The organism is Chamaesiphon sp., assembly GCF_041737865.1.
Classification (GTDB): domain Bacteria; phylum Cyanobacteriota; class Cyanobacteriia; order Cyanobacteriales; family Chamaesiphonaceae; genus Chamaesiphon.
In genome coordinates, this window is sequence record NZ_JBGSQZ010000189.1 from 1 (window position 1) to 24,882 (window position 24,882).

At 43.2% G+C, this 24,882-nt stretch carries 22 protein-coding genes and 1 pseudogene; 9 read left to right on the forward strand and 14 right to left on the reverse strand.

Features of this window, described 5'->3' with window-relative positions; genetic code table 11:
- From ACEW9J_RS14125 to ACEW9J_RS14150, 6 genes and pseudogenes are all read left to right on the forward strand, one after another.
- Positions 1-216: pseudogene (locus ACEW9J_RS14125) on the forward strand (hypothetical protein); the annotation flags it as partial.
- A gap of 1 nt (position 217) precedes the next feature.
- Positions 218-1,132, forward strand: a complete 915-nt coding sequence (locus ACEW9J_RS14130) for a carbon monoxide dehydrogenase maturation protein (protein ID WP_373545753.1) — start codon at positions 218-220, stop codon at positions 1,130-1,132.
- Complete coding sequence (locus ACEW9J_RS14135; protein ID WP_373545754.1) at positions 1,129-1,716, forward strand: hypothetical protein; 588 nt, start codon at positions 1,129-1,131, stop codon at positions 1,714-1,716. Before ACEW9J_RS14130 ends, ACEW9J_RS14135 begins: the two co-directional genes overlap by 4 nt.
- An 870-nt stretch (positions 1,717-2,586) precedes the next feature.
- Positions 2,587-3,447, forward strand: a complete 861-nt coding sequence (locus ACEW9J_RS14140; protein ID WP_373545755.1) for a tetratricopeptide repeat protein — start codon at positions 2,587-2,589, stop codon at positions 3,445-3,447.
- A 48-nt stretch (positions 3,448-3,495) separates the two neighbouring features.
- The gene (locus ACEW9J_RS14145; RefSeq protein ID WP_373545756.1) at positions 3,496-3,822 is read left to right on the forward strand and encodes a hypothetical protein; all 327 of its coding nucleotides are present in this window, start codon (positions 3,496-3,498) and stop codon (positions 3,820-3,822) included.
- A 12-nt stretch (positions 3,823-3,834) separates the two neighbouring features.
- A complete protein-coding gene (locus tag ACEW9J_RS14150; protein WP_373545757.1) occupies positions 3,835-8,190 on the forward strand; it encodes a hypothetical protein in 4,356 nt (1,451 codons plus the stop codon).
- A gap of 48 nt (positions 8,191-8,238) precedes the next feature.
- Here the strand turns inward: ACEW9J_RS14150 and ACEW9J_RS14155 are convergent, their stop codons facing one another.
- The 4 genes from ACEW9J_RS14155 to mobF all read right to left on the reverse strand — a co-directional run bounded on the left by ACEW9J_RS14155 (position 8,239) and on the right by mobF (position 15,574).
- A complete protein-coding gene (locus tag ACEW9J_RS14155; RefSeq protein WP_373545758.1) occupies positions 8,239-9,450 on the reverse strand; it encodes a hypothetical protein in 1,212 nt (403 codons plus the stop codon).
- The gene (locus ACEW9J_RS14160) at positions 9,450-10,208 is read right to left on the reverse strand and encodes a hypothetical protein (protein WP_373545759.1); all 759 of its coding nucleotides are present in this window, start codon (positions 10,206-10,208) and stop codon (positions 9,450-9,452) included. Before ACEW9J_RS14160 ends, ACEW9J_RS14155 begins: the two co-directional genes overlap by 1 nt.
- Positions 10,209-10,365: 157 nt before the next feature.
- Positions 10,366-12,672, reverse strand: coding sequence for an ATP-binding cassette domain-containing protein (locus ACEW9J_RS14165; protein WP_373545760.1), 2,307 nt, complete (start codon positions 12,670-12,672; stop codon positions 10,366-10,368).
- A 124-nt stretch (positions 12,673-12,796) separates the two neighbouring features.
- Positions 12,797-15,574, reverse strand: coding sequence for a MobF family relaxase (gene mobF / locus ACEW9J_RS14170; protein ID WP_373545761.1), 2,778 nt, complete (start codon positions 15,572-15,574; stop codon positions 12,797-12,799).
- 453 nt (positions 15,575-16,027) lie between these two features.
- Between mobF and ACEW9J_RS14175 the strand changes: the two genes are divergently transcribed.
- The 3 genes from ACEW9J_RS14175 to ACEW9J_RS14185 are packed head-to-tail and all read left to right on the forward strand — an operon-like array spanning position 16,028 to position 18,014.
- Entirely contained in the window at positions 16,028-16,342 is a 315-nt protein-coding gene (locus ACEW9J_RS14175) for a hypothetical protein (RefSeq protein ID WP_373545762.1), read from the forward strand.
- A 14-nt stretch (positions 16,343-16,356) separates the two neighbouring features.
- Positions 16,357-17,493 (forward strand): ParM/StbA family protein, encoded by a 1,137-nt coding sequence (locus ACEW9J_RS14180; protein WP_373545763.1) that lies wholly within the window; start codon positions 16,357-16,359, stop codon positions 17,491-17,493.
- Between the two features lie 2 nt (positions 17,494-17,495).
- Complete coding sequence (locus tag ACEW9J_RS14185; RefSeq protein WP_373545764.1) at positions 17,496-18,014, forward strand: hypothetical protein; 519 nt, start codon at positions 17,496-17,498, stop codon at positions 18,012-18,014.
- A 423-nt stretch (positions 18,015-18,437) separates the two neighbouring features.
- Here ACEW9J_RS14185 and ltrA read toward each other — a convergent pair whose 3' ends face one another.
- From ltrA to ACEW9J_RS14235, 10 genes are all read right to left on the reverse strand, one after another.
- Positions 18,438-20,114 (reverse strand): group II intron reverse transcriptase/maturase, encoded by a 1,677-nt coding sequence (gene ltrA, locus ACEW9J_RS14190; protein ID WP_373545765.1) that lies wholly within the window; start codon positions 20,112-20,114, stop codon positions 18,438-18,440.
- Between the two features lie 766 nt (positions 20,115-20,880).
- Complete coding sequence (locus ACEW9J_RS14195; RefSeq protein WP_373545766.1) at positions 20,881-21,039, reverse strand: hypothetical protein; 159 nt, start codon at positions 21,037-21,039, stop codon at positions 20,881-20,883.
- Positions 21,040-21,133: 94 nt separating this feature from the next.
- Positions 21,134-21,550 carry a hypothetical protein gene (locus tag ACEW9J_RS14200; protein ID WP_373545767.1) on the reverse strand — a complete coding sequence of 139 codons (417 nt, stop codon included), beginning with the start codon at positions 21,548-21,550 and terminating at the stop codon, positions 21,134-21,136.
- 11 nt (positions 21,551-21,561) lie between these two features.
- Positions 21,562-22,314 (reverse strand): hypothetical protein, encoded by a 753-nt coding sequence (locus ACEW9J_RS14205; RefSeq protein ID WP_373545768.1) that lies wholly within the window; start codon positions 22,312-22,314, stop codon positions 21,562-21,564.
- A gap of 2 nt (positions 22,315-22,316) precedes the next feature.
- Positions 22,317-22,745 (reverse strand): hypothetical protein, encoded by a 429-nt coding sequence (locus tag ACEW9J_RS14210; RefSeq protein ID WP_373545769.1) that lies wholly within the window; start codon positions 22,743-22,745, stop codon positions 22,317-22,319.
- A gap of 257 nt (positions 22,746-23,002) precedes the next feature.
- Positions 23,003-23,263 (reverse strand): hypothetical protein, encoded by a 261-nt coding sequence (locus tag ACEW9J_RS14215; protein WP_373545770.1) that lies wholly within the window; start codon positions 23,261-23,263, stop codon positions 23,003-23,005.
- 212 nt (positions 23,264-23,475) lie between these two features.
- Positions 23,476-23,724 (reverse strand): hypothetical protein, encoded by a 249-nt coding sequence (locus ACEW9J_RS14220; protein WP_373545771.1) that lies wholly within the window; start codon positions 23,722-23,724, stop codon positions 23,476-23,478.
- Positions 23,721-23,966, reverse strand: a complete 246-nt coding sequence (locus tag ACEW9J_RS14225; protein WP_373545772.1) for a hypothetical protein — start codon at positions 23,964-23,966, stop codon at positions 23,721-23,723. The genes ACEW9J_RS14220 and ACEW9J_RS14225 overlap by 4 nt, the downstream gene beginning before the upstream one ends.
- Positions 23,967-24,014: 48 nt before the next feature.
- The gene (locus ACEW9J_RS14230) at positions 24,015-24,278 is read right to left on the reverse strand and encodes a hypothetical protein (RefSeq protein WP_373545773.1); all 264 of its coding nucleotides are present in this window, start codon (positions 24,276-24,278) and stop codon (positions 24,015-24,017) included.
- A gap of 104 nt (positions 24,279-24,382) precedes the next feature.
- Complete coding sequence (locus tag ACEW9J_RS14235) at positions 24,383-24,682, reverse strand: hypothetical protein (RefSeq protein WP_373545774.1); 300 nt, start codon at positions 24,680-24,682, stop codon at positions 24,383-24,385.
- Positions 24,683-24,882: the final 200 nt, after the last annotated feature.

Sequence of the window (24,882 nt, forward strand, 5' to 3'; positions counted from 1 at the left end):
ATGGTAGCGGCATCATTGCTAGCATATTTTGCCATGTTTCCTCAACAATTAAGATTAGCCAGAGGTTCGGATGGTGCCATGCTGGAATGGTTGAGTACTGCCGATGGTAAAATCCTTCGTCGTGCGTTTGTATCTGGCAATCGCTCTGTAGAAGATTGTATCCGTAAAGGAATAAAAAAGACTGGCAAACCTGTTTGTATGTTGGAGATTAAATGATATGAGCAATTCTAAAAAAGATGAGCCTGTGGAGCAAGTAGAAACAATAGAACCACCAAAGATAGACGATTCAAATATCCCAACGCTACATCTTTCCAATGGGTTTTTAGGAGGAGCTGGAAAGTCTACTCTCGCTCGTCTATTTTGTGAAAGATTTATTAAGCTCGGTCGCGCGTTTACCTTAGTTGATGCCGATCCTAATTATAATGTAGCCCGCGCCTATGACAAAGAAACCGTGGCTCTTTGGCAGCACCAGGATGTTAAGTCTCTAGTTGGCTCGACGATTGGCAGTCGCTTCGGTCGGTCGTTAGCAGATAAAGATGATGTTAAATCGCACGTAGATTCAAGCCTACTCAGCGAACAGATAATCTTCTCCAAAGATACTAAGTTCAGCTATTTAGGCGACCGATTGTTGGACATAATCTATAATTCAAACCAAGATATTATCTCATCGTTGCCAGCAAATGATGGAATCGATTTTTGGCTAGAAAGTAACAACGTTAATGCGCTTATGGCAAATGAATCACCGTCGTTTAAAGTTGTAAATTGGTGGTGCAGCTTTGGAAGTGCTACATCGCAGCAGATGTTCGTCGATTTTGTTACCAGATATCCTAACCTGCATCATGTCTGCGTATTTAACTTAGGCATCACTAGCGCGGTTCCTAATTGGGAGCGGTTCGATCCATTGCCAGCACTAGACAAACTCTCTCAAGATGGAAAAGTTAAAATCGCGAATATTTTACCCTGGTTGGCAGATCCGGCAATTCTTGAAGCAGTAGATCTCGGTACGCCGTTACATGAAATTGTCAGGCATGGGTATCGGCAAAAACAGCTCAATCCGATCGTGAAACTGAAAATAGACACATGGTTGGAGGCTAATTGGCAATCTTTTCGGAATACGGGGTATTTACTTTGATTAATTATGTATCATTGGGAGGAGAATCGATCGATCGAGCCTTGCAAACTTTGTTGACATGCTATGGCGCGTCATATCAACAGCATGTGTTTCAAAGGCTTCCTGACTGGCAATTGGATGAATTATTGTGCGACCATCAAGTTCATGCGATCGTATCTGAGTGCGATCCGATCGAATTTAGTACTTATCTCGACCGCCTTCCGCTCAAGATCGATACTCGCGCTCACTGGTGGCAAGTCTTACCACCATGTCACAAGCAGATCCAAAAAGTTGTATCTTCAGTAGTCACACTTAAAAGTAAATACAGACATTTACGATATAGCTTTTTCTTAGATCGAGCTTACCACCCGTCTGTCTGGAGAACTGTTTTTACTAAGGTAGATGCTTTGGTATTGAAGCCTATCGTTGAAGACAATATTTTATTTAAAATTCCAGATTTCGACCTTAAAAGACTTAATTATACATCTTGTAATCGACAGATTCATAGTTGCTTAGTTTATCCTCGTTCGGATCGACATACAAATGCGAAGGTTGCCGATCTATTGTTAACGCTAAGTCAGATTCATCCTTATTTTTATTATTAATTTTATGCTCGTGGCTACTAAAAATTCAAAAAGGACAAGTAAAATATCGAGAAAACGGAAGCTGGCTAAAATAGAACTCGCGCACTCACAGGCTGAAGTATTGAAAAATAATCGAGCGATTCAAAAGCGCAAAAATGAATTGGTTGGAGAGGTAGTTTCTCACTTGACTCAATTAAATTTAATCGATTCCAACACCATCGATCGAGGGCTAGACTTTTATCTAATAAGTAAGGTGGATAGAGATTTATTCTCGCTTCCTCCCCGCAACAATCCACAAATTTAGTTTTAAATCAAGCTGGTTTTAGCGCAAGCGGTGACTGTCCGAACCGATTGCCAGCAGCTCACAATCGAAGCTAGAAAATTTTGGAGGTTCGGACAGTCAAAAACCAGCTCGCCTCGCGGCGTAGAGCGGCATCAATCAAACTAAGCACGAAAGGGCTGAAATGCTTTTTATTGAAGCGATTTCCGACGAACAAATATAGTTAACTTCATGCCCCAACAACGAAGTCACAAATATTATCAAGACTTAAAGCGATTCCCATCTCGGCGAGGACGCAATTTTCATCATTTTCACTATCGACATCTAAACCATCGAGCTTCGATCTACTGGATAGATGGAATGTACCTTCCTCGATGGCTGCACGTCCCGATTATCCACAAAGTTCTTGGTGGTGGCGAACGCGCTGGTTCTCAACCCTTTGGTCGATTCCCAAATTTTGCCCAGCGATTAGCCCATTTGTTGTGCCGTGTTATTTTCATATTTTTCTAGCTTGCTGATGAGTGTTGTAATAAGCCTTACAAAAGACAGCGGTTAAAAAAGTTGAATGCTCCGTTTAAATCACATAATTTATCGAATTTACAATCACTATTATGAACAATTCCCAAAAAATTTACGGAGCTTCACAAGATTTCAATTGCTTGGCACAACTCGATCCTAAATATGCTGAGTCTTATAATATTGGTTATTCGAGGCGTGAAAACCTCAAAAATGTTTGTGGGGCATTAGCTGACTTCGATCGTGTCATTAAACTCTATCCTGACTCTGCTGTCGTTTTGACAAACAGAGGTATTCTAAAGCACCAAGGACTCTATGATGTGGAAGGAGCCTTGGCAGATTTCAATCGCGCACTTGCAATCGATTCAGACTGGGCAATTGCTTATAATAATCGTGGCGTTGTCAAGTATATCGATTTTAATGATGTTCCAGGGGCATTAGCTGACTTCGAGTGTGCCATTCAAATCGAGCCTGAATATGGTGGTGCTTATAACAATCTAGGCTTTGTAAAAAGCAGGAAGCCTAAAAATGTTGAAGGGGCTTTAGAAGATTTTAATCGAGCTATTCAAATTAAAGCTAATGCTCTCAATTATACGAATCGTGCCTGTTTAAAAGCCGATAATTTCCAAGACTTTCAAGGAGCTTTAGAAGATTTCAACCGAGCTATTCAATCTGATGACAGTCATCCCCTTCCATTCCAAAGCCGTGCCTGTACGAAGCATTACGATCTCAATGATTTTCAAGGTGCGTTAACGGACTACGATCGGGCAATCGAACTCGACCCTATTTATGCTTTTGCTTTTGAAAACCGCGCTCATCTGAGCTATTTTCAATTTAATAGTATATCTAGTACCATCTCCGATCTCACCCAAGCTGCTAAATTATTTAGAGAACAAAAGAAGCTAAAAGCTTATCAGAGGGTGATGGATAATTTGAGAATATGGGAAAAGAAGTGATTTGAAGCTGCATGTTATGATAGCGGTAGCCTAAGATATTAATAAATTATGGTAAAAATTAATTCAATCGAAGATATCCTGTACAAAGAAGGTGATGTTATCCCACCGCCACCGCGTACTTACACTGAGGAAGAAGAAGCCCAAAATATTGAGGATGAAAAACTAATGGCTAGAGTTGACATGGAAGGTTTGGCATACGAGCGATCTTATCGTTATCAGGACTATGACGATCTAGGGGATATGCTTGCTGATGGCATCGATATCGATGCTATTCCTGAATCTTATTACACGAAGGGGAATAGACCGAAAACATCAAAACCCATGATTCTTCCCGTCATACCAGAGCATCCCAACTTAGAACGTATTCCCTTTTAGCACAAGTCTAGAATGCTTCAGTTTCAAGAGTTTGACTTAAAAACTGGTAAGGATCTCACTGATTTTGATCCAGAAGGCGAACGAATGCCCAGGATAAAGCAAGTCGAAAACTGCTATTTAGAAAAGTGGCTCCAGACACATCGGATCGAGCCGCAGAATTTGCATGTAGCTGACTTCTACAATGGAGTAAATGACTCGGATCGAGTTAGGTTGGAAGCTAAAGGAAAATATCTTATCTGCACCAGCGGTAAATCTGGCTACTTTACAGACCGACTTACTGCTGAATTAATCGCCAAAGGCGACAATAGCCGTAATGTTCGACCGATTTACGCAGATGGTAAACGCAGTGTCCACAATGCAGTTGCTTATGGTTCGCTCATAGTCAGTGATGGGAAATCTGCTACAGAGACGAAATTGGGCAATTCTCGAATTTTAATCATCGATGACGAGCAAAGATCGAGTGGGAATGAATCCCTCAAAGATCGTGATGGTCGCGAAATTCCCACTAAACAGCTAGAAGATCTCTACGATAAAATGGGTGACGGTACGATGTTGGCATCGACGACACTCTTGCGCGGACTGCTGTTGGATAAAGAAGTATTACTAGCAATAGATCGCGGTTTGCAACAGACTGATGACAAGATCGATGAGGATCTGGGTGACTTAGGCGAATGGATCGATACAGCATTCGGCGACTCCTCAAGTTCGGAGTTAGCAGGATTGCTGCTTGAAGAATTTAAGTACACTGGCAGAATTACTAATTATTTCGTAGATTTCCAAACTGCCCAGACGATCGAAAAAAAGATCGACCGGATCGCTCGGAGTGCCGTTATACAATTTCGAGCAGCCACACCAGATTTACCTGGAATTGCCAAAGGAGCTGTGGCTACTAGCTCTTGGTGCGAACGCCTGGGGGTGGATGCGATCGTTTCGACTAATGACATTAAGGGCGACGACGGCAGACTCAAAGAAGCAGGAATCATTGAACTAGACAGCTTTTTATGGGTCAATCGGAAGATTAAAGCCGAATACTCCAATCAATCGGTGGGTGCCCAAGTTAAAGGCACCATACCCGAAGCCACTCTCAACGAACTCAATCCAATGATGGCAGCCACAGCCACCGAGCTTGCAGATTTTGCGATCGATAATTGGCAGGTGGCGGCTAAATTCGTAGCAAAAGAAGAAGCAAGACGCGAACGCGAGTTAGTTATCGATACACCTGAAGGAATCGATGGTGTGGACGATGACGAACCGCGCAACAATCGAGCGACACTTGCTAAATTGCTCAAAGCCGATGAGTACGGGCAACTCAATCAACTCCCCAATATCAGCCGCCAGCTTAACAAATCGCTTAGGCGCGACAGGTTAGATGTAGCCACCAGCGGGATCGTCGTCCCTGCTGCAATCGCCCAGCATCATAGTAAGTTAGAGCCGTGGGAGGTCTGCAATCGCGACCTTCCCCACGGTGCAATCGTCGCTTACTATCGTTCGCCATTTCCTAATGTCGGTGCTGCGGCAATTGCGATTAATAACTTAGCAGCATTGCGCGACCGCGACCCCGAAGCGTTCGATAAACGCGGCGTAGTCTACATGAATCCCTGGACGGCTAAAAACGTCGCCATTACCGATTTTGATGGCGATCGCAATGGCTTTTTTGTCGGATATCTGGCGAATGACGACTTACCTGGGCAATTGCGCGATCGGTTGAGTGAGTTACCAGTTAGTGGTGGCGAACGGTATGAAGCAGGTAGAGAAGTTCTCGCCCAAATAATTCTACAGCCAGATTTAGAACGCGGAAAATTCCCGCTAGCAGTCAAAGAATTTATCGAAGCCAACGCTCCCGATCTTAAACCGCTACCGATCGCCAAAGCCAAAAAAGCCGACCACCTCTGGCACGAAGGCGAACCTCTAACACAAGCCATTTGGCGAGCTTGGGATGTCACGTCGAATAATCCAACTGGCAAAGTTGCCAACCAATCGATAATCCTTCAATCGCTGGCGACCGAAACAGTTTACATTGAACCTAAGCGAAAACCTAACTTACTCAGGCAAATTGGCGCAGCTTATAGCAAGATTCTAATTGAGGAGATTCCCAGCGATGAGTATCTGGTCGAGCGTGGTTTGCCACCGATGCAGCTTGCCGTTAAAATCGAGAGCATCGTCCAATCGAGTAAAACGCTCGATAAGTTACCAGCAGTGGAGCGAGTGGCATTTGCCGAGCTGAATTTAGGCAGTGTGAATCAACTCCTTAAATGCTATTGTGACAGCGCGGTGGCAAAAAATCTTCAAACTGCGGTCGATACAGCCAAAAGTAGCGTTGGTATCGACGAAACAATTCATGAGTTCGGCGAACGCATTCAGTATAAACAGCACCAGCTCCGCCAGAATGTCAAAAAGCCTGACATTTACCTCAGCCGCGACCTTCCCACCAATACTCAGGAGCCGATCGGTTGGGCGGTGGAAACTGCGAATCGATTTTACAATGGTGGGCATCAGCCACAGCAGCACTCACAACTACAGGAAATCGAATCAGAAGATCTAAACAAACGGTTTCGTTCGCTGTTGCCGATTACCCATAATGACGCTCAAAAGGCAATCGTAGACAACTTCGCCCACCAATACCGCAGTTGTACTAGGGCAATCGGGCAGGTCAAAGATCGACTCGATGGAGAACTGACCGAAGACCAGCAGCCGACGCTAAACATCGTCTCTAGCACTGGTAAGAGCATTGTGGTTCAACGCCTCATCGATGCAGATCCCAACGGAAATTCACCTGTTTGGAATTTGGCTGATGGTAAAAATGATGTTAAGTTCGAGATTTATCTTAATTCTGAAGATAATGGCAACGAAAATTATGTTGTTTATCAAGTAGGCAATGGAGTAGACGATCGAGTTGCCATCGGTTATGTTTCACCAGAATCAGCCACAGCCAATCAACTAGACAACTACAAAATCGAACAAATTGGTGGTACAAAGTGTTTGTCAATTTCAAGCTCGACGATCGAACTCCATCCACCCTATGCTCTCCAAAATGATATCGATGCCATCTTTGCCAGTGCCGACCGCGTAGTTACCGAACTCGAAAACTCGATCCCCAAAGATAAGCGGACACAGTATGCTTCTGCTGCATGGCATTCGAGCGCGGGGATGGGCATGGCTACTAAAGTTTTTGTCAATGAAATTAGCCAGCACCTGAATAAGGTACCGCCAATCCCACTCAATCGTCCGACAGCCACCGCGCTCGAATTGCAGGATGGATCGGAACTGGCAATTAGGTTCGAGCGTGACTTACATATCAGTGCTATCGCCCCAGATGGTAGTACCCGCGACTTAGGATTGACTACTTACGGCGACTCACCACTGTTGAGTCCTGGCACGGTGGTAAGAGCTAAAATCGAGCGACCGCTCGCTCCCAAGTTGAGAATCCAGACCGATGTGGGAGAGTTTGCCGTAGATCCCGCTCCAGCGATTGGCAAGATTCAAATTGAAGACTTTACAGGTAAGTTTGCATTCGACCGTCGCGGTAAAGATATTGCTGTGAATTATCTGGGTTCTGGAGGGCGGCGCATCCCGCTTGGAATCTTGGGGCGAGAATTAGTTAACAAAGAATCCAGAGCCAATCTTCAAGCAGGAAGCACTTTACTTAAAGGTACTCTATCGCGTGGTTTGAATGAGAAGATCTTAGAAATTCAAGTCCAACAGCTTATCGAGCATCAGCCTGTCGCCAGCATTGACCGCCGCGAACTTATTCCGCTACCAGAGCCGTCTAACTCACAAGATCGTGCCAATGCAGCCACCTTACCCGTTGACGCAGCCTCGTGGAACGAGAATCGCTATTTTCCGACGGCGGGTGAGCTACGGCAGCTTTATAGCGGCTCGGAACTGGCTGGAGATGTAGCAAAAATGGCGCAAATCAAGAGTCTGGGAACTCTGCTCAACGACGTATACCCCGACGGCGATCGCGCACCCGATGATTTTTCTCATTGGGTTGTAGAAATTCCGGTATCTGACGATCTCTATCATCCCAATGCCAAAGAGTTGCGAACCGCTTACGCAACTAAATTCAGATCGGGAGAAACGAAAGATCTAGACAGAATCAAAGAGCTAGGAAACGCCCTCAATCAAGCTTATCCCGATGACAATCGCGCACCAGATGACTTTACGAGTCTAAAAGTGGCAATAAGTATGAGCGAGAAGCAAGCATTGGAGATCGACTCATCACCACTTAAATTTCCTCAGTTAACTAATGAGGGAAAAGTAGCTGATTCGTTATCTGAGGGAGTAACTGTGATTTTACCTACTAACAAAACCACAAGTCAAATATCGATCGATAGAGCACGAGATGAAGAGGTTGATATGTCACTCTAAAATCTGTCGCTAAATCCGATAGGGCTGCATACTTAATAATAGTAGTACTTACAAGCTTCTATCGTCATCGACATCGATCGATATATCCTGAACTATCTGCTGGCGATTGCTGGGTTCGATCGTTACTGTTGGTGGAGTTATGGAAAATCGTCCTGGCGCGATCGCAACAGATTCGTGACGGAAGCTTCCCAGTGTATTCGGATCGTTACCGTTAAGTTGACGAAGAGTTTCAGCTTTAAGTGTGGCTTGAGCGAGGGCGATCCGATCGGCGGCAGTTGGATTTGGAATTGTCGCAAGGTCGTAAATCGCGCGCGAGAATTCATTAAAGGATGGACGATAGAGGATACCTGTGGGAACTGGCTCTAGGTCGAGTCCGAGAATTTGTTCGCGTCCATCTTTAATTATTTGCTTGGCAAATTTCATTGCGGTGGGACTGATACGATCGGGTGGCAGTCGATCGAATATTTCGTTAATTTGCAATGGATCGATCCTGGCGAGGCGGTCTTGCCACACTCTAGCAGCTTCGGGATAGAGATTAGCCGCAATTTCAAATGCACGAGGGGTAAGAATGTTGTCATTACCTTCATAGAAGCTGCCTTCTAAATACTCATGATAGTCTTGAGTGGTAAATGTCTGACGCTGCTTGTCGCTTATAGTTGCCCCCATTGCTTGTCCCTGGTCGAACGTCGGGGCAAGTTCTTGTGTGCCATCGGGCAAAACCTGAATCTCGAAGTTTTGGTCGTGGCGATCGCAATTTCCGATGAGATTGTCGAGCATTATATAGCCGACAAACACTTTGGCACCGTTATCAATGTCTGTTGGTAAGTTGAATCCACTAGGAACTGTAACTCTTGTTTGTTCTAAAGCATTAAGTACGCGATCGACGGCATAGGTACTAGGATATCTGTCAGCATAATCAGCGTAGAAATCACCTAAGAATTCTTCTCCACTTCTAGGTTCGCTATTTTCCAGTTTGAAGCTAATTGAAAACGATCCTCTAATGGGGTCGTAGTCCTCATCGACAGTCGCTTGAGCTAACTCATAACGAGTAGCGGGTAAGTCGAGTAGTTTCGCCAGCTCGTAAGCAACTTTCTCCGTCCAGTCCGTTTGAATTTCTGGAGCTTCTTCGATTGAGGAGGCTTTGAATAGCACGTTTCCGAGTTCGGGATGTTCCAGCCAAGCCTTGTCTTGAACGCCACTTTGTTCTAAAAATTCAATTTTTCCCGCTTCGTAAATTGGAAATTTTTTGAGTGCCATCATCAAATTTCCAAGTAAGTTTGGTATTCAGGAGCAGCGAATGGAGTTAACAATGCTCCATTGACAGTTGCATGACACAGGAGGCTATGAAATTGTGGTGCTTTGGGATTAACCCTGGCTACTTCAATTTGGATGGCTGCGGGGCAATTACGAGCCATTTCCTGTAAATAGCCTGGAAGTCTACCGAGCTGGAATCGTCCATCGTTCAATCGATTGTCGGTAATTTCTAGTCGATCGCCTGGTGCTAATTGCAGTAAATACTCATAGCAATCGGGTTCGAGCTTACTCACATCCAGCGGTAGGAAGTGAAAATGATAGTTACCTTGACTATCTGGTTTAATTTCAGGAAAGACATTATAACTGTCTTGATACCTGCGGCCACCGCTGCGAGATACATAAGCAATCGGATCGATAGGGTCTTCGGGCAAACCTAGCCATTGTTGCTGCTTAGACACATATCGGGTTCTCGACAATGGCATTCTTGATTTAAACTTGAGGCTTTCGTTCTGGGTGATGTGGCTTCGATACAGTCGGTCTGGGTGCGTAATAAATGAGGATTTCTGGATCGGGCTAACTTCGATCGCTTGTGCCATCCCCTTTGTATATCTAAAGCAATATTGACTGAAATCGTCCTTCCACGTCATTTTGGCCACAGGCAACCACAAATCGCTCTGGTAATCTTGCCAACCTAAGAATAAAGCAGTAATTTCAAGACCCTGAGAAAGCGATTTGTAGTCTTGCATTTCGAGCGAGTAAAGCATGAATTTTATAGCCAATTAAATTATTTAATACTTTAGTACTATCCTACCACAAATTGTTACAATGTCCAGCAGTTTTGGCGATCGATTAACTTTAAATCAGATATTAGTGGAACGATTGCAAGATGACGATCTCGGTATGTCACTTTAAAAAAGTACGTCATAAAATATCTTTCTTTTTCTGTAAATAAGCTGCCACAGCAAGATAAACACCTGCGTGTATTATTAAAGCACCGAAACATATCATCAAATTATTCCAAGTTGGCTCGTAAGCAGTTCCAGTAGGAAACGGTAAATTTTTCAGAGAAGTATTTTTGAATGTACTTGGTAACAAGTTATTGATATTAGCAATCGTCCCAAAAGCTCCGAGCGACCATCGGGTTATCGTAAAGTAAGAAACAATTATACCGATACCTTTGAGCTTAAATAATACTCCTGAGAAAATGATTTGTGGCAATAAGATAATTGGTAAAGTACTATTCGCTTGAGAACTGTTAGTAGCAGCAGCAGATACTAATAAACCCAGGCAAAAACTAGCTGTAATTGTCAGAAATATATTGATTGAGATTCCCAGTTGCCATGACATCAAAGTCATAGTTGGTGGCTTGAAGGCGAGCGATACTGCCTGAGTAATAGCTAAAGTTTGGACTACTGCCAATCCAGCCAAAATTAGTAGCTTAGATCCTATGTAAGCGGAGATTTGAAGGTTTATCAAACGTTCGCGGATATAAATAGCACTCTCTTTAACTATTTCTTGTACTGAAGTGAATAGTCCGACCCATAAGCAAGCACAACTAAATATCAGCAATACTTGAATGGCTAAACCAGCATTTGCACCCGTTCTACTAAACGGCTGAATATCTTGTAGTGCAACTTTGAGTAATCCGATGCCGATTGGTGCAGTTAACAGAGATATAAGTAAATTAGGGCAATCGCGACAAATAATATCGAGTTGTCGCTGACTTAACAAGAAGCATTGCTTTAGTACATTAATTTTAACTTTGGAAGTACTTTCCCTATTGATATTTTCAGTAATGTCTATATTCTGAGCCATATAGTCTTTACAATAATCAGAATACTTGTAATCAATAGCATAGCTATCTATCCAATCTACATCCTCAAGTTTGACGTAGATATCAGAAAAGTTTTCAACTTCAAAATGAGCTAAAATCTCATTGGGAGAGCCGAAATAACATAGTTTACCGTCGCGACCTAAAAATATAATGCGATCGCATAATTCGATATTTAAAACTGCATGAGTTACTAAGACGATCGTGCGGCGATCTTTATGAGCCAGAGATCGTAAGAGCTGCATCATTTGACGATCTAATCCAGGGTCTAGCCCCGAAGTAGGTTCGTCGAGGAAAAATAACTTAGGATCGGCGATTAACTCGACACCAATACTGACTCGCTTGCGCTGCCCACCGCTGAGGTTGGCAACTGTTGCCTTGCGTCGATGGGTCATATCGATCTGTGCTAGGGTTCGATCGACTGCCCATTTAATGTTAGTGTCCGTCGGCAGTCGTAGGCGAGCTGCATAACTTAAAACTGCTTCTACAGTTAAGTTAGTGTGAATGATGTCGTCTTGAGGAACATAACCGATGCGAGAGCGATAAAGATCGTAGCTTTGGCGAAGATTTGCGCCATTAATATAGACTCCGCCGTTAGTCGGGGTTTCAATTCCTAAAAGAGCTTGCATCAGTGTAGATTTCCCCGCTCCGCTACCGCCGACAATCGTCACAAACTCTCCAGGTTCTATTGCAAAGGACAAGTTATCGAGGCGACGTTTACCTCTAGTTTCAAGAACTAGCTCACGAACATCTAATCTGATGCTATCGCCACGATCGATAATTTCAAGTTCGGTGTCACTTAATCGGAGTGTGAAACAGCCAACGGTCACAACGTCTCCAGGTTCGATCGTCACAATTTTTTCGATCCACCGATTGCCGCGATACATACCATCGTCGATGAGGCTTTCTAGGTAATAGCGATTCCTGTCGGGCTTAATTCGAGCGTGAAAAAGAGCGACCGTTGGTGAATCTAGTTGAAGAGTGCAGGTGGGATCTCGCCCGATCGTAACTACTTGATTTAACGAAATAGATTCGCAATTGCTATTAACCGATGATTGAGATTCAGAATCAGAATATGTAAGTCGAACGAGTGTTTTAGGATTTAAACCGATGTGTAGAGTTATCCCATTAACAAGCAGTTGTCCTGCGGCGGGAATTATCGATCGATTTAGGTAAAAGCGGTTGCTGGTGGCATCGTTACCATCACCATTGAAAATATAGTAATCATCGCCGTTTCTGGACAAAATAGCTTGCAGTGGAGAGATACAATGCCACGAACTAGGAACTAATAAATCCACCCCCGCTCGATCGCGTCCGAGCATGTGCAGATCTTTATCGAGGGTGAACTTAATTGTTTTGCCTTGATTGTTAATTGTTAGATATCTGTCTTTGCTCATACTCTCTATGGATCGAGGATTATTTTTGGTTTACCGATTTGCTAGAGACAAGTTGACAATGCAAAGCAAAATCTTAAAATCTAAGTAAAGTAAACACTATTTGAATCGATCGCAACCGTGAAAACTACCTTGTGGGTGAATTTTCAATCTCCAGATCTAAATCTAAGTCTCCACCATGAGCGGGAAGGATCGCACCTCCGCCATGAGTGGGAAGTGTCACGCTCCCACCATGAGTAGGGAGTGTCACAACTGCTTCAACCGAACCATCTTCGCGTTCTTTGATACGATCTGATGGCTGAGAAATCTCAACTTGTAAATCGACTTCACGAGTAACGTTGCTATCGTTAACTCCGCGTTGTTCCTCTACTCTTAATATTGCCTGTCGCTTATGTAAGTCTGAGAGCAATTCACGAGGATTGCTATTACTCATCGATTCCATTGCCATCGATCGCAGATTATCTGGTGAATCAGTAAAGATTTTAAGTTCGCTCCTGGCGCGACTAGCTGCAACATAAACACTTTCGGAATTCTGCACCCCATCAGCCGCGACGAATACCCGATCGCTGGTTTTCCCTTGACTGCTATAGATAGTTGTAGCAATTGCTAAATTGAAATGATGTGCTTGGCGCAAATCGATGGCTTCTTGCCGACCATCGCGGTACTTAATGTTTGCTAGATGCTCGACTGTGGATTCGATCGTAAATTCTTGTCCGTTACGCCGCTCTAAGCTGCTATCGTTTTTGCTCCAGCGCAGACGATCTCCGACTGCTACGCCAATCGCTTGCTCGTGATAGTGGGCTTTGTCAAAATCTAAGTCAGTGACGAGTCGTTCGCCATCTGACGATCTCAAGATAAGGTTGTCTGCTTCTTTACCAGCAACTACATAACTCTGACCTTTTTCTAATCGCTTGTAGTTACGAATCGGCACGACGATATCGCCAACGCTGTAGTTATGAGCGTAGCGGTTCTCAATTTTGGTAAATTTATAATCCACTAACTGTCTAGCTGGAAGGTCGGAACCGATCGCACCGCTGGCTCTCAAACCCTCACGAATGGCTGCTGTAATCTCCCGTCGGGTGTTGTTGGTTCCCGATACGATTAATGTTTTAGCTCGCTGTGCTGTGTTGAGATCTAGATACTCAGCCGCAATTTTACTGGCGATATCATCTTTAGCGATCGTGACAATACTGTTATTTTGCTCCAACAGCGCGAACCCCCGCTCGATCGCGCCATCGGCAAGAGCATCTACCGCAGCTTTAAGATTTGGGTCTTTTTGACGTAGCGATACAGTGAGTCGGGCGGTTGCCATTCCCGCTGCTTGCAATGATTTAAAGGGATTTCCCGCCGCCACTGATGATAGCTGGCGGGTATCTCCAACCAGCAATACCCGCGCATTCTCTTTCGTGGCTCTAGATAATAGTTCCAGGGCATCATCGGCACTCAACAAACCCGCTTCATCCACAATCCACAATTCATCTTCACTCGGCATTTCCTCTCGACTACAGAGTTTTCTCGCTACTGTCTGAGCTTCGATCGCTAACTCATCACCCAATACTTTGGCAGCTTCAGCACTGGGGGCGAATCCTTTCACTTCGACTCCATGCAGGTCAGCAATTTGCTTGAGTTCGGCAAGGGCGTAAGTTTTTCCCGCACCAGCGACTCCCTGCCACGCGATCGCTCGATCTGTTGTGGTGGCGGCTAGCCTGACCGCTTGTCGTTGTCCGGTGTTGAGGGTCGTATCTCGGAAATAATCGGTTACATGCTCGGTTGCAGCGATGGGGACGACATCCTCTTGCCCCTGGCGCATCAATGAGATTGTCTTTTCTTCTCGACACAGTGCTTTGAAAGTAGTGTAACTACCGTCGAGTCCGATTAAATCTGCGCGATTGTCGCAAAGTGGCTTAATCTCGGCAATATCGATCGGTAATCTTTGAGCGATCGCGAATTTCTCGATCGCTTCAACTCTAAAATCTACACTCCGCTCGGAACAATGCGCGATGGCATCTTCAATGTAGCGATCCTTTGTGGCTGCGGTGGTAGGTTCTACATCTTTGGCTAATCCCGATCGCACGATCTCGATGCCTAAATCTGCTGCTTCCTGTTGCCATTTTACTTTTAGCTCTGTCGAGGGGATACTTTCTTTATCTTTACGGGTGCGGTGCCAAGTATCCTCGCGGGTCTGCCAAGTACTGTTGCCTGGGCACTCAGAGAGGATCTGCATCCGGCGTTTGCTAAAATCGACCAACGATTGTCGATCGTATCCTTTAATTTCAAATTGTCCGTGGGGGCGATGTTCGATTTCATAACCCAGTCGTTCTACTTCGGCTGCTAGGTAAGATTGGTAGATCGTCCCTAAGTGTTTCTTGTTCTGAAAAATTAGATCGTTGTCGTTGGCATACCATTTGCCATTCTCTGCTTGAGTGAGGTTCATCACCAGGGCGTGGGTGTGCAGGTGCGGATCGAGTTCGCGGCTCTCAATATGGTCGAATTGGGCGACAACGAGGTTTCCAGTTTTGACTTCCGTTACTTTCTTATTTTTAGTAATACGGGTTTGAGCGTATCTCTCTTCAATCAGCTTGAGTGTTTTCTCGACGGCAAGCCGATGGGCATTCTCCAAGCGGGTATCGCCACCGACTAATGCAGTTAGGCTCACAGATTTCGGGGCGGAGAAAGTAAAATCCGTTCCCGCCCGACGTTTTTCGGGGTCGCCTTTGGTACCGAGATATTCAGAGCCATCTGGCGATTTACTATAACAGACATTTTCAAATGATTCTCGCTCGATTTCCCCTTCTAAGCCAAGTGCCGACGCGCCCTTCCCATACCAGCGAGTCTGCCCTCGCTCGTAATATTCGGTAAAGTACTTTACCGCTCCGCTACCAGTACAATTTTTGGCTGTCAGCATTTACTAAATTGTAGTGTCCTGCTCTGCATTAACTTCATTTTTTGACGCTATTTAAGTCGGATTATACTTCTTTTTAAAACTAATTGTATTATTTATTTTTCTTGTTTTGAGTGTCAATCGCTATCAGACAGCTAATTATACCAGTTTTTAAAAAATGCGTACTGTGCGTAAAAATTAAATCGAGGCTACTTAGAAATCAGACCCACTCAATAACCCATTAATTGACCCATGCAAAACTGGGAATTTTAGGCTCAGAATGATATAGTGAGCAGACTACACATAATTAATGACCCATTAATAGACCCATTAGTAAACCCACTGATAGACTCATCAATCGACCCAGCAAAGAAGTAGTAAACTTAAACTAATAAGATGTCGTATTGGAAATGGATAGTTAACGAGGGAAAAGAAATAGAGAAGATTCTCTTTGAATATTTAAGAAGCTGTAAGCACATGAAGGCAGATATAATACAAGCTGTTGAAGCATTTTATTTACCCTATGCAGTGAAGTACATGGGTGCGTCACCGCTAGAAGTTCAGAAAGCTTACCAAAAATCGATCGACACCTTACAATCGAGAGTAAGAATAATGGCACTGGACGCGGGAATGTCCATAGAGGCGAATGCAAACACACAAGTAAAAGTAAACTTCGATAGCGTAAGCTCTCCTTTGGTAAGTCGTCAGCAGCTCGAAAAAGACGAAGTTGATGAAGTTGACGATGAATTGCCGATTAATCCGCTCAAGAAAATCACTAAATTAGAAGAGTGAGGAAGATTGATATTATGGAACATCTATACGCGGTGGTGGATTACGGAAGTAGTGCTTTAAAGGTTGTTTATAGTAGGGAACTCAACGACACACCGAAATACTTCACGATGCAGCCAGAGATAATAGAGGTTTCAGCGGATGCTGTAAAGGGGTATCGTAAAAACTTCAGTTCAGATCCAGCTCGACATGCCTTTGTTGGAACCAACGATCGCTATTATGCAGTTGGGGAATTAGCCCAAGATGTGTTCAGATCTACGTTGAACCTTACCGAACCAAAATCCAACAATGCGATCGGGCGGACTTTAGCAGCCATTACCGTAGCAGCTCAACTAGCTCAAATTAACGTCAGCAAGAAGTTTAGACTTTTCCTTTCCTGTTTGCTTCCTGCTGGCGAGCTTGTGGATCGAGATATACTAGAAGATAATCTCAGGGAGGCGTTTAAAAACTTCGATACGCCAATGGGAAGCTTGCAAGTCAACCTCAAGTACTTTAACTGCCATCCTGAAGGTGGTGGATTGGCACTTTTTTACGAGGAACACTGCGATCTAGCCGATCGCCAGTTAGGGGTAATTATGATGGGGCATCGGAATTCAAGCTGCTTTGTAGTTCAAAATAGTATTTATCGAAGGTTGCGTTCGACCGATCTTGGCTTCGCAACAGTAGTTAACGATATTCAGCTAGCCACATCTGCATACAAAGACAAAACGATAACCGCAGGGGTCGCGACGTACTTACTCAGCAACGGACAGGATAAAACCCCTCTAGTGAAGATGCTAATGCGAAATAACCCGACCGCGCGGGAACAGGAGCTAGACAACCTCCTCAAAGCAATCGATATATCTAAAGGTAAATTTTGGAATTCATTCGTTCAGTGGTTGGCAATTCAGCTTCCACTCGATGAGGTCGTTTTCGGTGGAGGAGTCGCAGAATTGTTTAAAATAGAAATGCTCGACTATTTATCTGGTAAGCTGCCCAATTTACCAAATAAGAATTGTCCAGCAATCTACTTGCACGGCGGATTAGAGTACCCAGATAATACGCTAATTCCGACAGGCTTACAAGCTAGGTTCGCAGACGTGCAGTGTTTATGGGAAAAAGATATTTTACCAGTTGCTAAGTCTTATTGGGATAATATAAAAAAGTCGAGGTAATTGTGAAATCACATATATTTTTTCAAGAGTTTTCCACCCAGATTAAATCAAGCATCAAGCAAAAAAACAACTACAGTGTTGATGATATTATCATCAATAATCGGGTCTTTCATTACGATTCACAGAATAATGAATACGTCGATAGCGAATTAGCAGGATTTCTAAAGAAATCTCCCGAAGAGGATTACTGGGAGTTCAGTGGCGATGGCTACGATGTTTGGTTTGCAGGGACTTTTGCCGAAATCAAAACAGATCTCAAAGAATATTGGCAGCCCGAACCACTCGATCGCGTAGAATTGATTCTACTCAAGTTATGGAGAGAATTTCACTCAGTTAAGGAAGGTGATATCGTATGCCAACTCGGTCATAAGTCACAAAAAGTTGTTGCACTCCACCCTGAAATAGAACATCGAGAAGCAGCATTTTCTTGTCAATCTTCGGATGGTGAAATTCGTCGTGTTAACTTTACAGACTGGCGAGATAATATGTGGGAGATCGAAAGTAGAGCATCCAATATTTAATACGTTAAACTTCGCTTGAAGATTATAGCGCAGATACTATCTCTACAGCGACAAGCCCAGTTGCAAAGACTAGAAAGCGGTACCAAATTTTCAACGGAAACCAGGACGGTATCGGCGTTAATGGGCAACAGAAAAAAGCTGTAGCGAATAAGATGGTTTGGAGGCGGACTGCAAAGATAAAATCGTGGTGTGTGATGGATTTATTAAAATACACGACACTAAGCATTAGCCCTGGCACCAGAAGCGTGATACAGACACTCCAATACAGAAATGCTTCTATCCTACGTTCGAGTTCGATTCTCTGTGGCGATCTCTGTTTTTTTCTTGGCATACTGAATATTGTAGGGTAGGTAGGGGGCATTGCTACCCCTTTCCCCCCGATAAACCGTGCTTACAAGTTTCCAAGTACACGGCTTGAGCAATTCACTTTTGATGGTGGATTTTGTGATGGCAGTATTGATGAACCCAGACTAAATTTCTGCTTTCATCTTTTCCTCCTTTGATTCTGGGGATAATATGGTGTAGGTCTATCGGTTCCTCGTTAAAAAGCGATTCCCCACAAACGGTACACTTATATCCTTGTCGGTTGGCTACTTTTTCTTTGGTTTTATTGTATCTAGTGGCTTCGCTATACGCTTTAGTTTCCCATCTTTTCTCCCAGTACCCTTTTAGATTAGAGTCATCTGGGGAGGCAGTCTTAGTTACCATTGCATGTCTCTCGATTTCATACCAAGAGAATTTGAGCATGTATGCCCCGACCTTTTTATCGCCAAAGTCCCATTTAGATTCCCTTGACAAATTCATTCTTCCCCAGTACTTCCTTTTTTTCCATTTATATGGCTTGTTAGGGTGAGTTCTGTTGACGTACCTTTTTTGTCTAGTGAATAGGTAATTGTCTAAACTACTGAAGATTTTGCTTGCTACTACCTTTCGACAGTATTCCGCGATTCCCCTAATGATGGGGTTAATTTCAGCAATTAACAATCCTACTGATTGTCCGTGATATTTAAGGAATGTTTTCCTGATTTTTGATTTGGCTTCTTTCACAAACTTATTGCTAGGTTTGATAAGTAGCTTCCATCCCGTTTTGGTATTATTGACTTTATATTGTCTGATATTGAATCCCAAAAAGTCGAATCCTTTAGAAATGTGAACTATTTTGGTCTTTTCCTTAGAAAGTTCCAGACCTCTTAGTCCTAGCCATTCTTCTGTGGTTTCTTTGGCTTTAAGAGCATCATCTTCTGATTCGCACATAATTACAAAGTCGTCCGCGTATCTTACCAGTATTCTTTTTCCTCTAATTTCTCCCTTACTGTTGTATTTAACACCTAAGTGTTGTTCCAAGCCGTTAAGGGCGATGTTGGCTAAAAGTGGTGAGATAATTCCCCCTTGCGGGGTTCCAGATTCGGTTCTGTGGAATGACGAATCATCCACATAACCTGATTTGAGCCATGCACTAATTAATCTCCTTCCGGGAAAATTCCCAATTGATTTCATCAGATTATGATGGTCAATGTTATCGAAACATCCGCTGATATCAGCATCTACTATCCATTTTTTTGTCTTGTTAGGACGCATAGCTAGATAGATTTTGCCAATGGCATCATGAACGCTGCGTCCTGGGCGGAAACCATAGCTACATCCCTCAAATTTGGCTTCCCAGTAAGGTTCCAAGGCGTTCTTGACGATTGCCTGGAGGCACCTATCTCTAATGGTTGGTATGCCTAGCGGTCTATTCTTTCCGTTTGATTTGGGTATGTATACTCGTCGGGCAGGTTTTGGTTGCCAATCCTTGTTATTCATGGCAAGGTCGTTAGTTAGTTTCATCCTTTGCAGGGGTGTCTTGACTAAAACCCTGTCTACCCCTGCGGTCTTTTTTCCGTGGTTATCTTGTGTCGCTTTTCTCACAGAGATCAGGACATTGGAGTAACTACGGAGCATTAACCGCTGTAACGAACGTACCTTTTTGATGTCACCATTTTGAGTTGCCTTAAATATCCTTTGTCTCAATTGCCTAACGATGCGATTAGCTTTCCGCCAGTTGACGTTATGCCAGTCACTGTTCTTAATCGTTACGCTTACATCAGTTATCTGTTGCATCTAGCTTTTCTGATTAAGTTCGGTTCTTTTACTTTGAACATTCAGACTGAATCACCTGTTGAAGTCAGCACTCTTTCAAGTTGGGTATTACCCTATCCATCCAGTTATTGGCTTTTTTAGCTTTTTCCTGTTCCCTTTCGAGTAATGGCGTTCGCTTTTTCAATATCCTCTTCCCCCTTATTAATTCGGCTTTCCTTACGGTTGGCTTACTTTAATTGTTAATTAAAGAACTAATGGGGATTGCCCCGTTTCACACCATTGAGATGCGACGTATTTAGGTTCTCGCTATACTCCGAGGGTATTTGGTAGTCCAAATTAACTAATAACTGAAGTTAATTCTTTAATCAAACCATGCTGCGGTGTTTGACCTTCTCCCTGTAATAACCTAATCATCGTTGGTTATTCTAAAATAACGAAGTCTAATCGCGAGTTCACAAATGTTAACCATATACGTCTTACCCTAGCCCGTTGTTTCTTCGTATGATTCGGTTCGCAACAGACACTTAACCCTCTAGCTTTGATACATTGCCGTTACCAGCAATGCACCTTTGGGCGGGTACAGTCTTGACTACTAAACTGGAGTCTTTTTAAGGGACTCACTCTTTGGTGCGCCTTTCGGGTCGCACACAGCAAGTTTTATTATACCTCAATGATATGAGACGACTGTGCTAACGTCAATAAGTATGAGTGTTAGAAAAAGTGAGTATTGAAATCGATTAGTGCAGAAAAAATGAGTGAGTAACCAATTGGTTACTCACTCATTTAACTAAAAGCTATGCTCGTCAAGCCATTTCATAGCTTCTTCGTGTGCGAATTCACACGCTCGTTCCCATTTCAGATCGTCGATACGTTCTTGGAGTGCGATTATTTCTTCTACATCTGTAGGGATAGATGTAAAGGTTTCGTCAAAAGCAGGTAAGCACATGGTATTTTCACCACTAAACATCGTTTAGTTAAAGCTTTGTTTCGATCGCACATTGAGGTCGCGCTCTAACCATATACCGATGATTTGTTGGCATTCATCGGTATATGGTTAAGAATTGCTTGACAAGATATACTTCGATTTCTCCTAAATATCTCCAATCAGGATAACGAGGGCGGTTATTGACAATTTCAAACTTAACCAGAGAGTATTCTTCTTGTTCGCGCTCGTAGCCGCCTTCTGCTGCTGTCCATTTACCCCAATGCTCTAAATAAATCAATCGTTGGGGATCGATTTCAAACTCCAGACAGATTTTATGCGCTAGAATTTCAAAGGCATTGCAGATACTCATACCTGGATTGTCTGGCAGCTCGGAAACGATTACTTTAATTCCATAGTCAATCGTTTCCGAAATAGCTGGAGTAGAATCTAGTGATGGGATTGAGAGCCGACATTGAGAGTCGTTCTTATGACCTGGAATTCTATAGTTATAAGTATTGTTGTATATTGACATAGCTTTTTTATCTATTTACTAATAGTTATTTGTCGAAAAATCGTTGGATTTGGCTCTCTGATATTAGCCGCATAAGCAACGGCGGTTAGAGGATTATTACTGTTGCAGTATTTGATGTCCCCCCTGCCACGAGATAGCCCAGCAGCGGCACTATCGGCAGAATACAGCAAGTCCCAAATCAGTGGCTTTGTTAGAGCGCGAGACTTAATGCCGAAGCCATGTAATCGCAGATCGGGGCGTACCGACTTAATCTGGAGTAAGATTTGGGCGATTTGTTGTGGCGGCAGGTGGGCGATGTTGCCCACTCCTACCCATTGATCTTGAGCTAGACGCTTGCCATAATCTTCGAGATGGCAAACATAGTCGATCGGTCGATCGCCTTGTAAAACTGGCATCAGGTAAGTTAGCAGATTGCGATCGAGAAGTCGATCGTAACGATCGATCGTCAACTGTTGATGTTGATAGATTGACATGTTTGTGATTTTAAGGATGGCGCGGTGGCACAACCAATCTTGGCTCACCCAAGCATCCAAACAGCCGTGATGTTGCCAAGTTTTGACAAGGGCGACATAGATATCGATCGGTAAATGTTGACCATGTGAATGGAACCTTGAATATGTACCACAGTCTAAGATCCAATTTTGAATGGGAAATAAACTGCGGCGCGATTGCAATCTAGGGGCAGAAACTAAGCAGCGGGAAAAGTGTTTGGTACCACTTTCCCCGCTATTAATTTGATGCCAGCCGCTATAGAAGTGCTGCATGGTTAGAATAGGGATAGTTGAGGCTGTTGACGATCGACAGTACAAAATACTCGGTTATCAATTACAACTAAGAAGTCAGCAGATGATAAAGGCTCATTGCTGTTTTTCCAAGTAAAGTAAGCTTGAGAGTACGGGCAATAGTAGATTTCTCTTAGCTCGCTACGGGGAATCGATACTGAGGAAGGATCGAGCAAAATTCCGCTTGAATAGGCATGAACATTTTTTTGATTGCTCGCAATCACTCTTTGTCGTCCTGGTTCGGAGACATAGAATTGAGGCAACTTAATGACTGCATCAGTTACATGACCGATGACTAACCAGCTTTTATTAATTTGCTGTTGTAAGCTCATTTTGCCATTCAGTAAATTGCGATAAATTCGAGTAGGTAAATTCCGGCAGATTGCCCAATCTACTTGTTTGCTTCTAGACATAGTTTTTGGTTCGGAGGATAAGCAAAACTGCCAGCACGTTAACGCGCTGACAGCTTATGGTGTGCTTGGATTAGCTATGAATCTATAGTTGGACTTCGCTCAGACAAATGGCTTCGCACAAATCGTCGATTTCATCACTCGATAGTGGTTCGTCATCGACAAAATGTGGAAGATCTAAATCTAGGATATCGTCACGATTTGCTTGAAAATATCTCAGGGCTGCTAAAACTGTTGCAACTACTCGTTGGCAAAGCCTTTCAAGAGAGAGAATTGCGATCTAGCGTCGGTTCTAATGAGTACCCGTCAGCATTAGGCTTGACTTGGTGAGTGACGTAGCCAACATAGATATCCTCGACGTAATCAGCCCAAGAACCATCGTCTGGATCTTGACAACATTTAAGATCGGAATTTGCTTCGGCAATTGCTTCTTCTTGAGTAGGGAAGAAGCTCTCCGACTCCCAGTTATGGGCGAACCAGAGACGGGAAGGGGAATTATTGTTAGCGGAATTATCCATCATATTCAAAGGTTAAAGGTTGAGTAGGTAAATGATTTTAAGAATCTCGGACTTCATTGATGCGATCGATGATAGTAAAACTCACATTTTCCATTGGCAGTGTCGTTCCAGCTTCTTTAAATAGTTAAGCTTTTGCTTTTTCAATGACAACATCGTTTGGATCGTTTTCATTTACTAAGAAATTCATCTTTCCACTGTAAGATCCGATTTGATATTTAACTATTGCAGTTTGCATGAGGTTGTTGCTCCAACAAAGTATTGTATGAGTTAATAATTTCGGTATCAGTCATATCGTGCAGTCTATTGAGTTTTTCTCTGGCAATGATTGGGACTAGCCCATCACCTCTTGCCATTACAAGCAGTTTGACGATGCGTTCTTGAATCTTAAAGGGTAATGACTTGAATCTATGCCATTTCTCATGAGGATTTAACTTTTCAATGGGCGATCGTTCTGAATGGTTCATTTTTTGACGATTTTACCTTTAACGATTTTACAATCATCTCCATCTTCATCTTCTAACTCATAATCGAATGAGTGTATTGAATCATCAAAGTCACAGTCCAAGCTAGCAACATCCGTATTGACACTAATTAAGTAGGACATGGATGAATATTTATCGAGAAACTTTTTAACATCCTTCACTTCCACTTCAATTTGAGCGGATATTTCAACTAATTGAGTCATTTTCAGAGTTACTTTTGACATTTGCTTTGCGCCTTTAATAATTTGATGATTGGGATTGAAGAAAACTACTCATACTAACTGTGCTAATTTTTCTCTAACTGGTTCTAAAGACTGGATTTGAATATCTAGATATTGACGATCGCCGTAGAGATGAAATAATTCATCATCAATGGATTGAATTAGACCTACAATCTCTTTTTTATCCGAATCATTTAGATCCTGACAAAGCAGCGGTAGATCGTCTAAGCTAATTTTCTTGCCTTCAACAATACATCCATGAGATTGAATGAGGTTGACAATTTTCTCAACTTTTTTATTGTTCGATTCGTACATAATGCTTATTTCCTTGAGATTGATGATGTGAGTAAGAATCCAAAAAAGCACCAGTCTTCAAATGTGACTGGTGCTAGATGAGATGAGAGATTGTATTGGTAAAGCTATGGACTAACGGGGAAATTCCAGAACATTTTGGCGGCACCACCAAGGATGATGAGAACTAAACCGCCAACGATCGTGCGCGATAGAAACTCTTGACTACTAACTCGTGTGGCCAGACCATCAACTTTAGTTTCAAGATTTGCAATTTTACCACTAAGTCTTTCATCAAGAGCTTTTATATCACCCTTGATTTCAGATTGACCTAACTTTAATTCATTAATGCCTTGTTCCATGCGGTCGAGGCGGTTGTCAATCTTGATGAATATATCTTTGAGTTCGGTTTCGATCGTTAGTGACATAGGTTATCCTAGTAATAGTGATTTTAGAAGATGTTTGAGAAGCCTTAGTAATGCTACTTACTAGGGCTTCTCCATTTTAGCTAATTACCAGCAGTTGCTACCTCGCGCCAGGTGCTTTGAGGTAAGTACAGAACGCTCGAACCAAGCCGTTCAACTTCTGTTGCCCGATCGTAGCTGGGGATATCTTCAGCGGTGCGAGT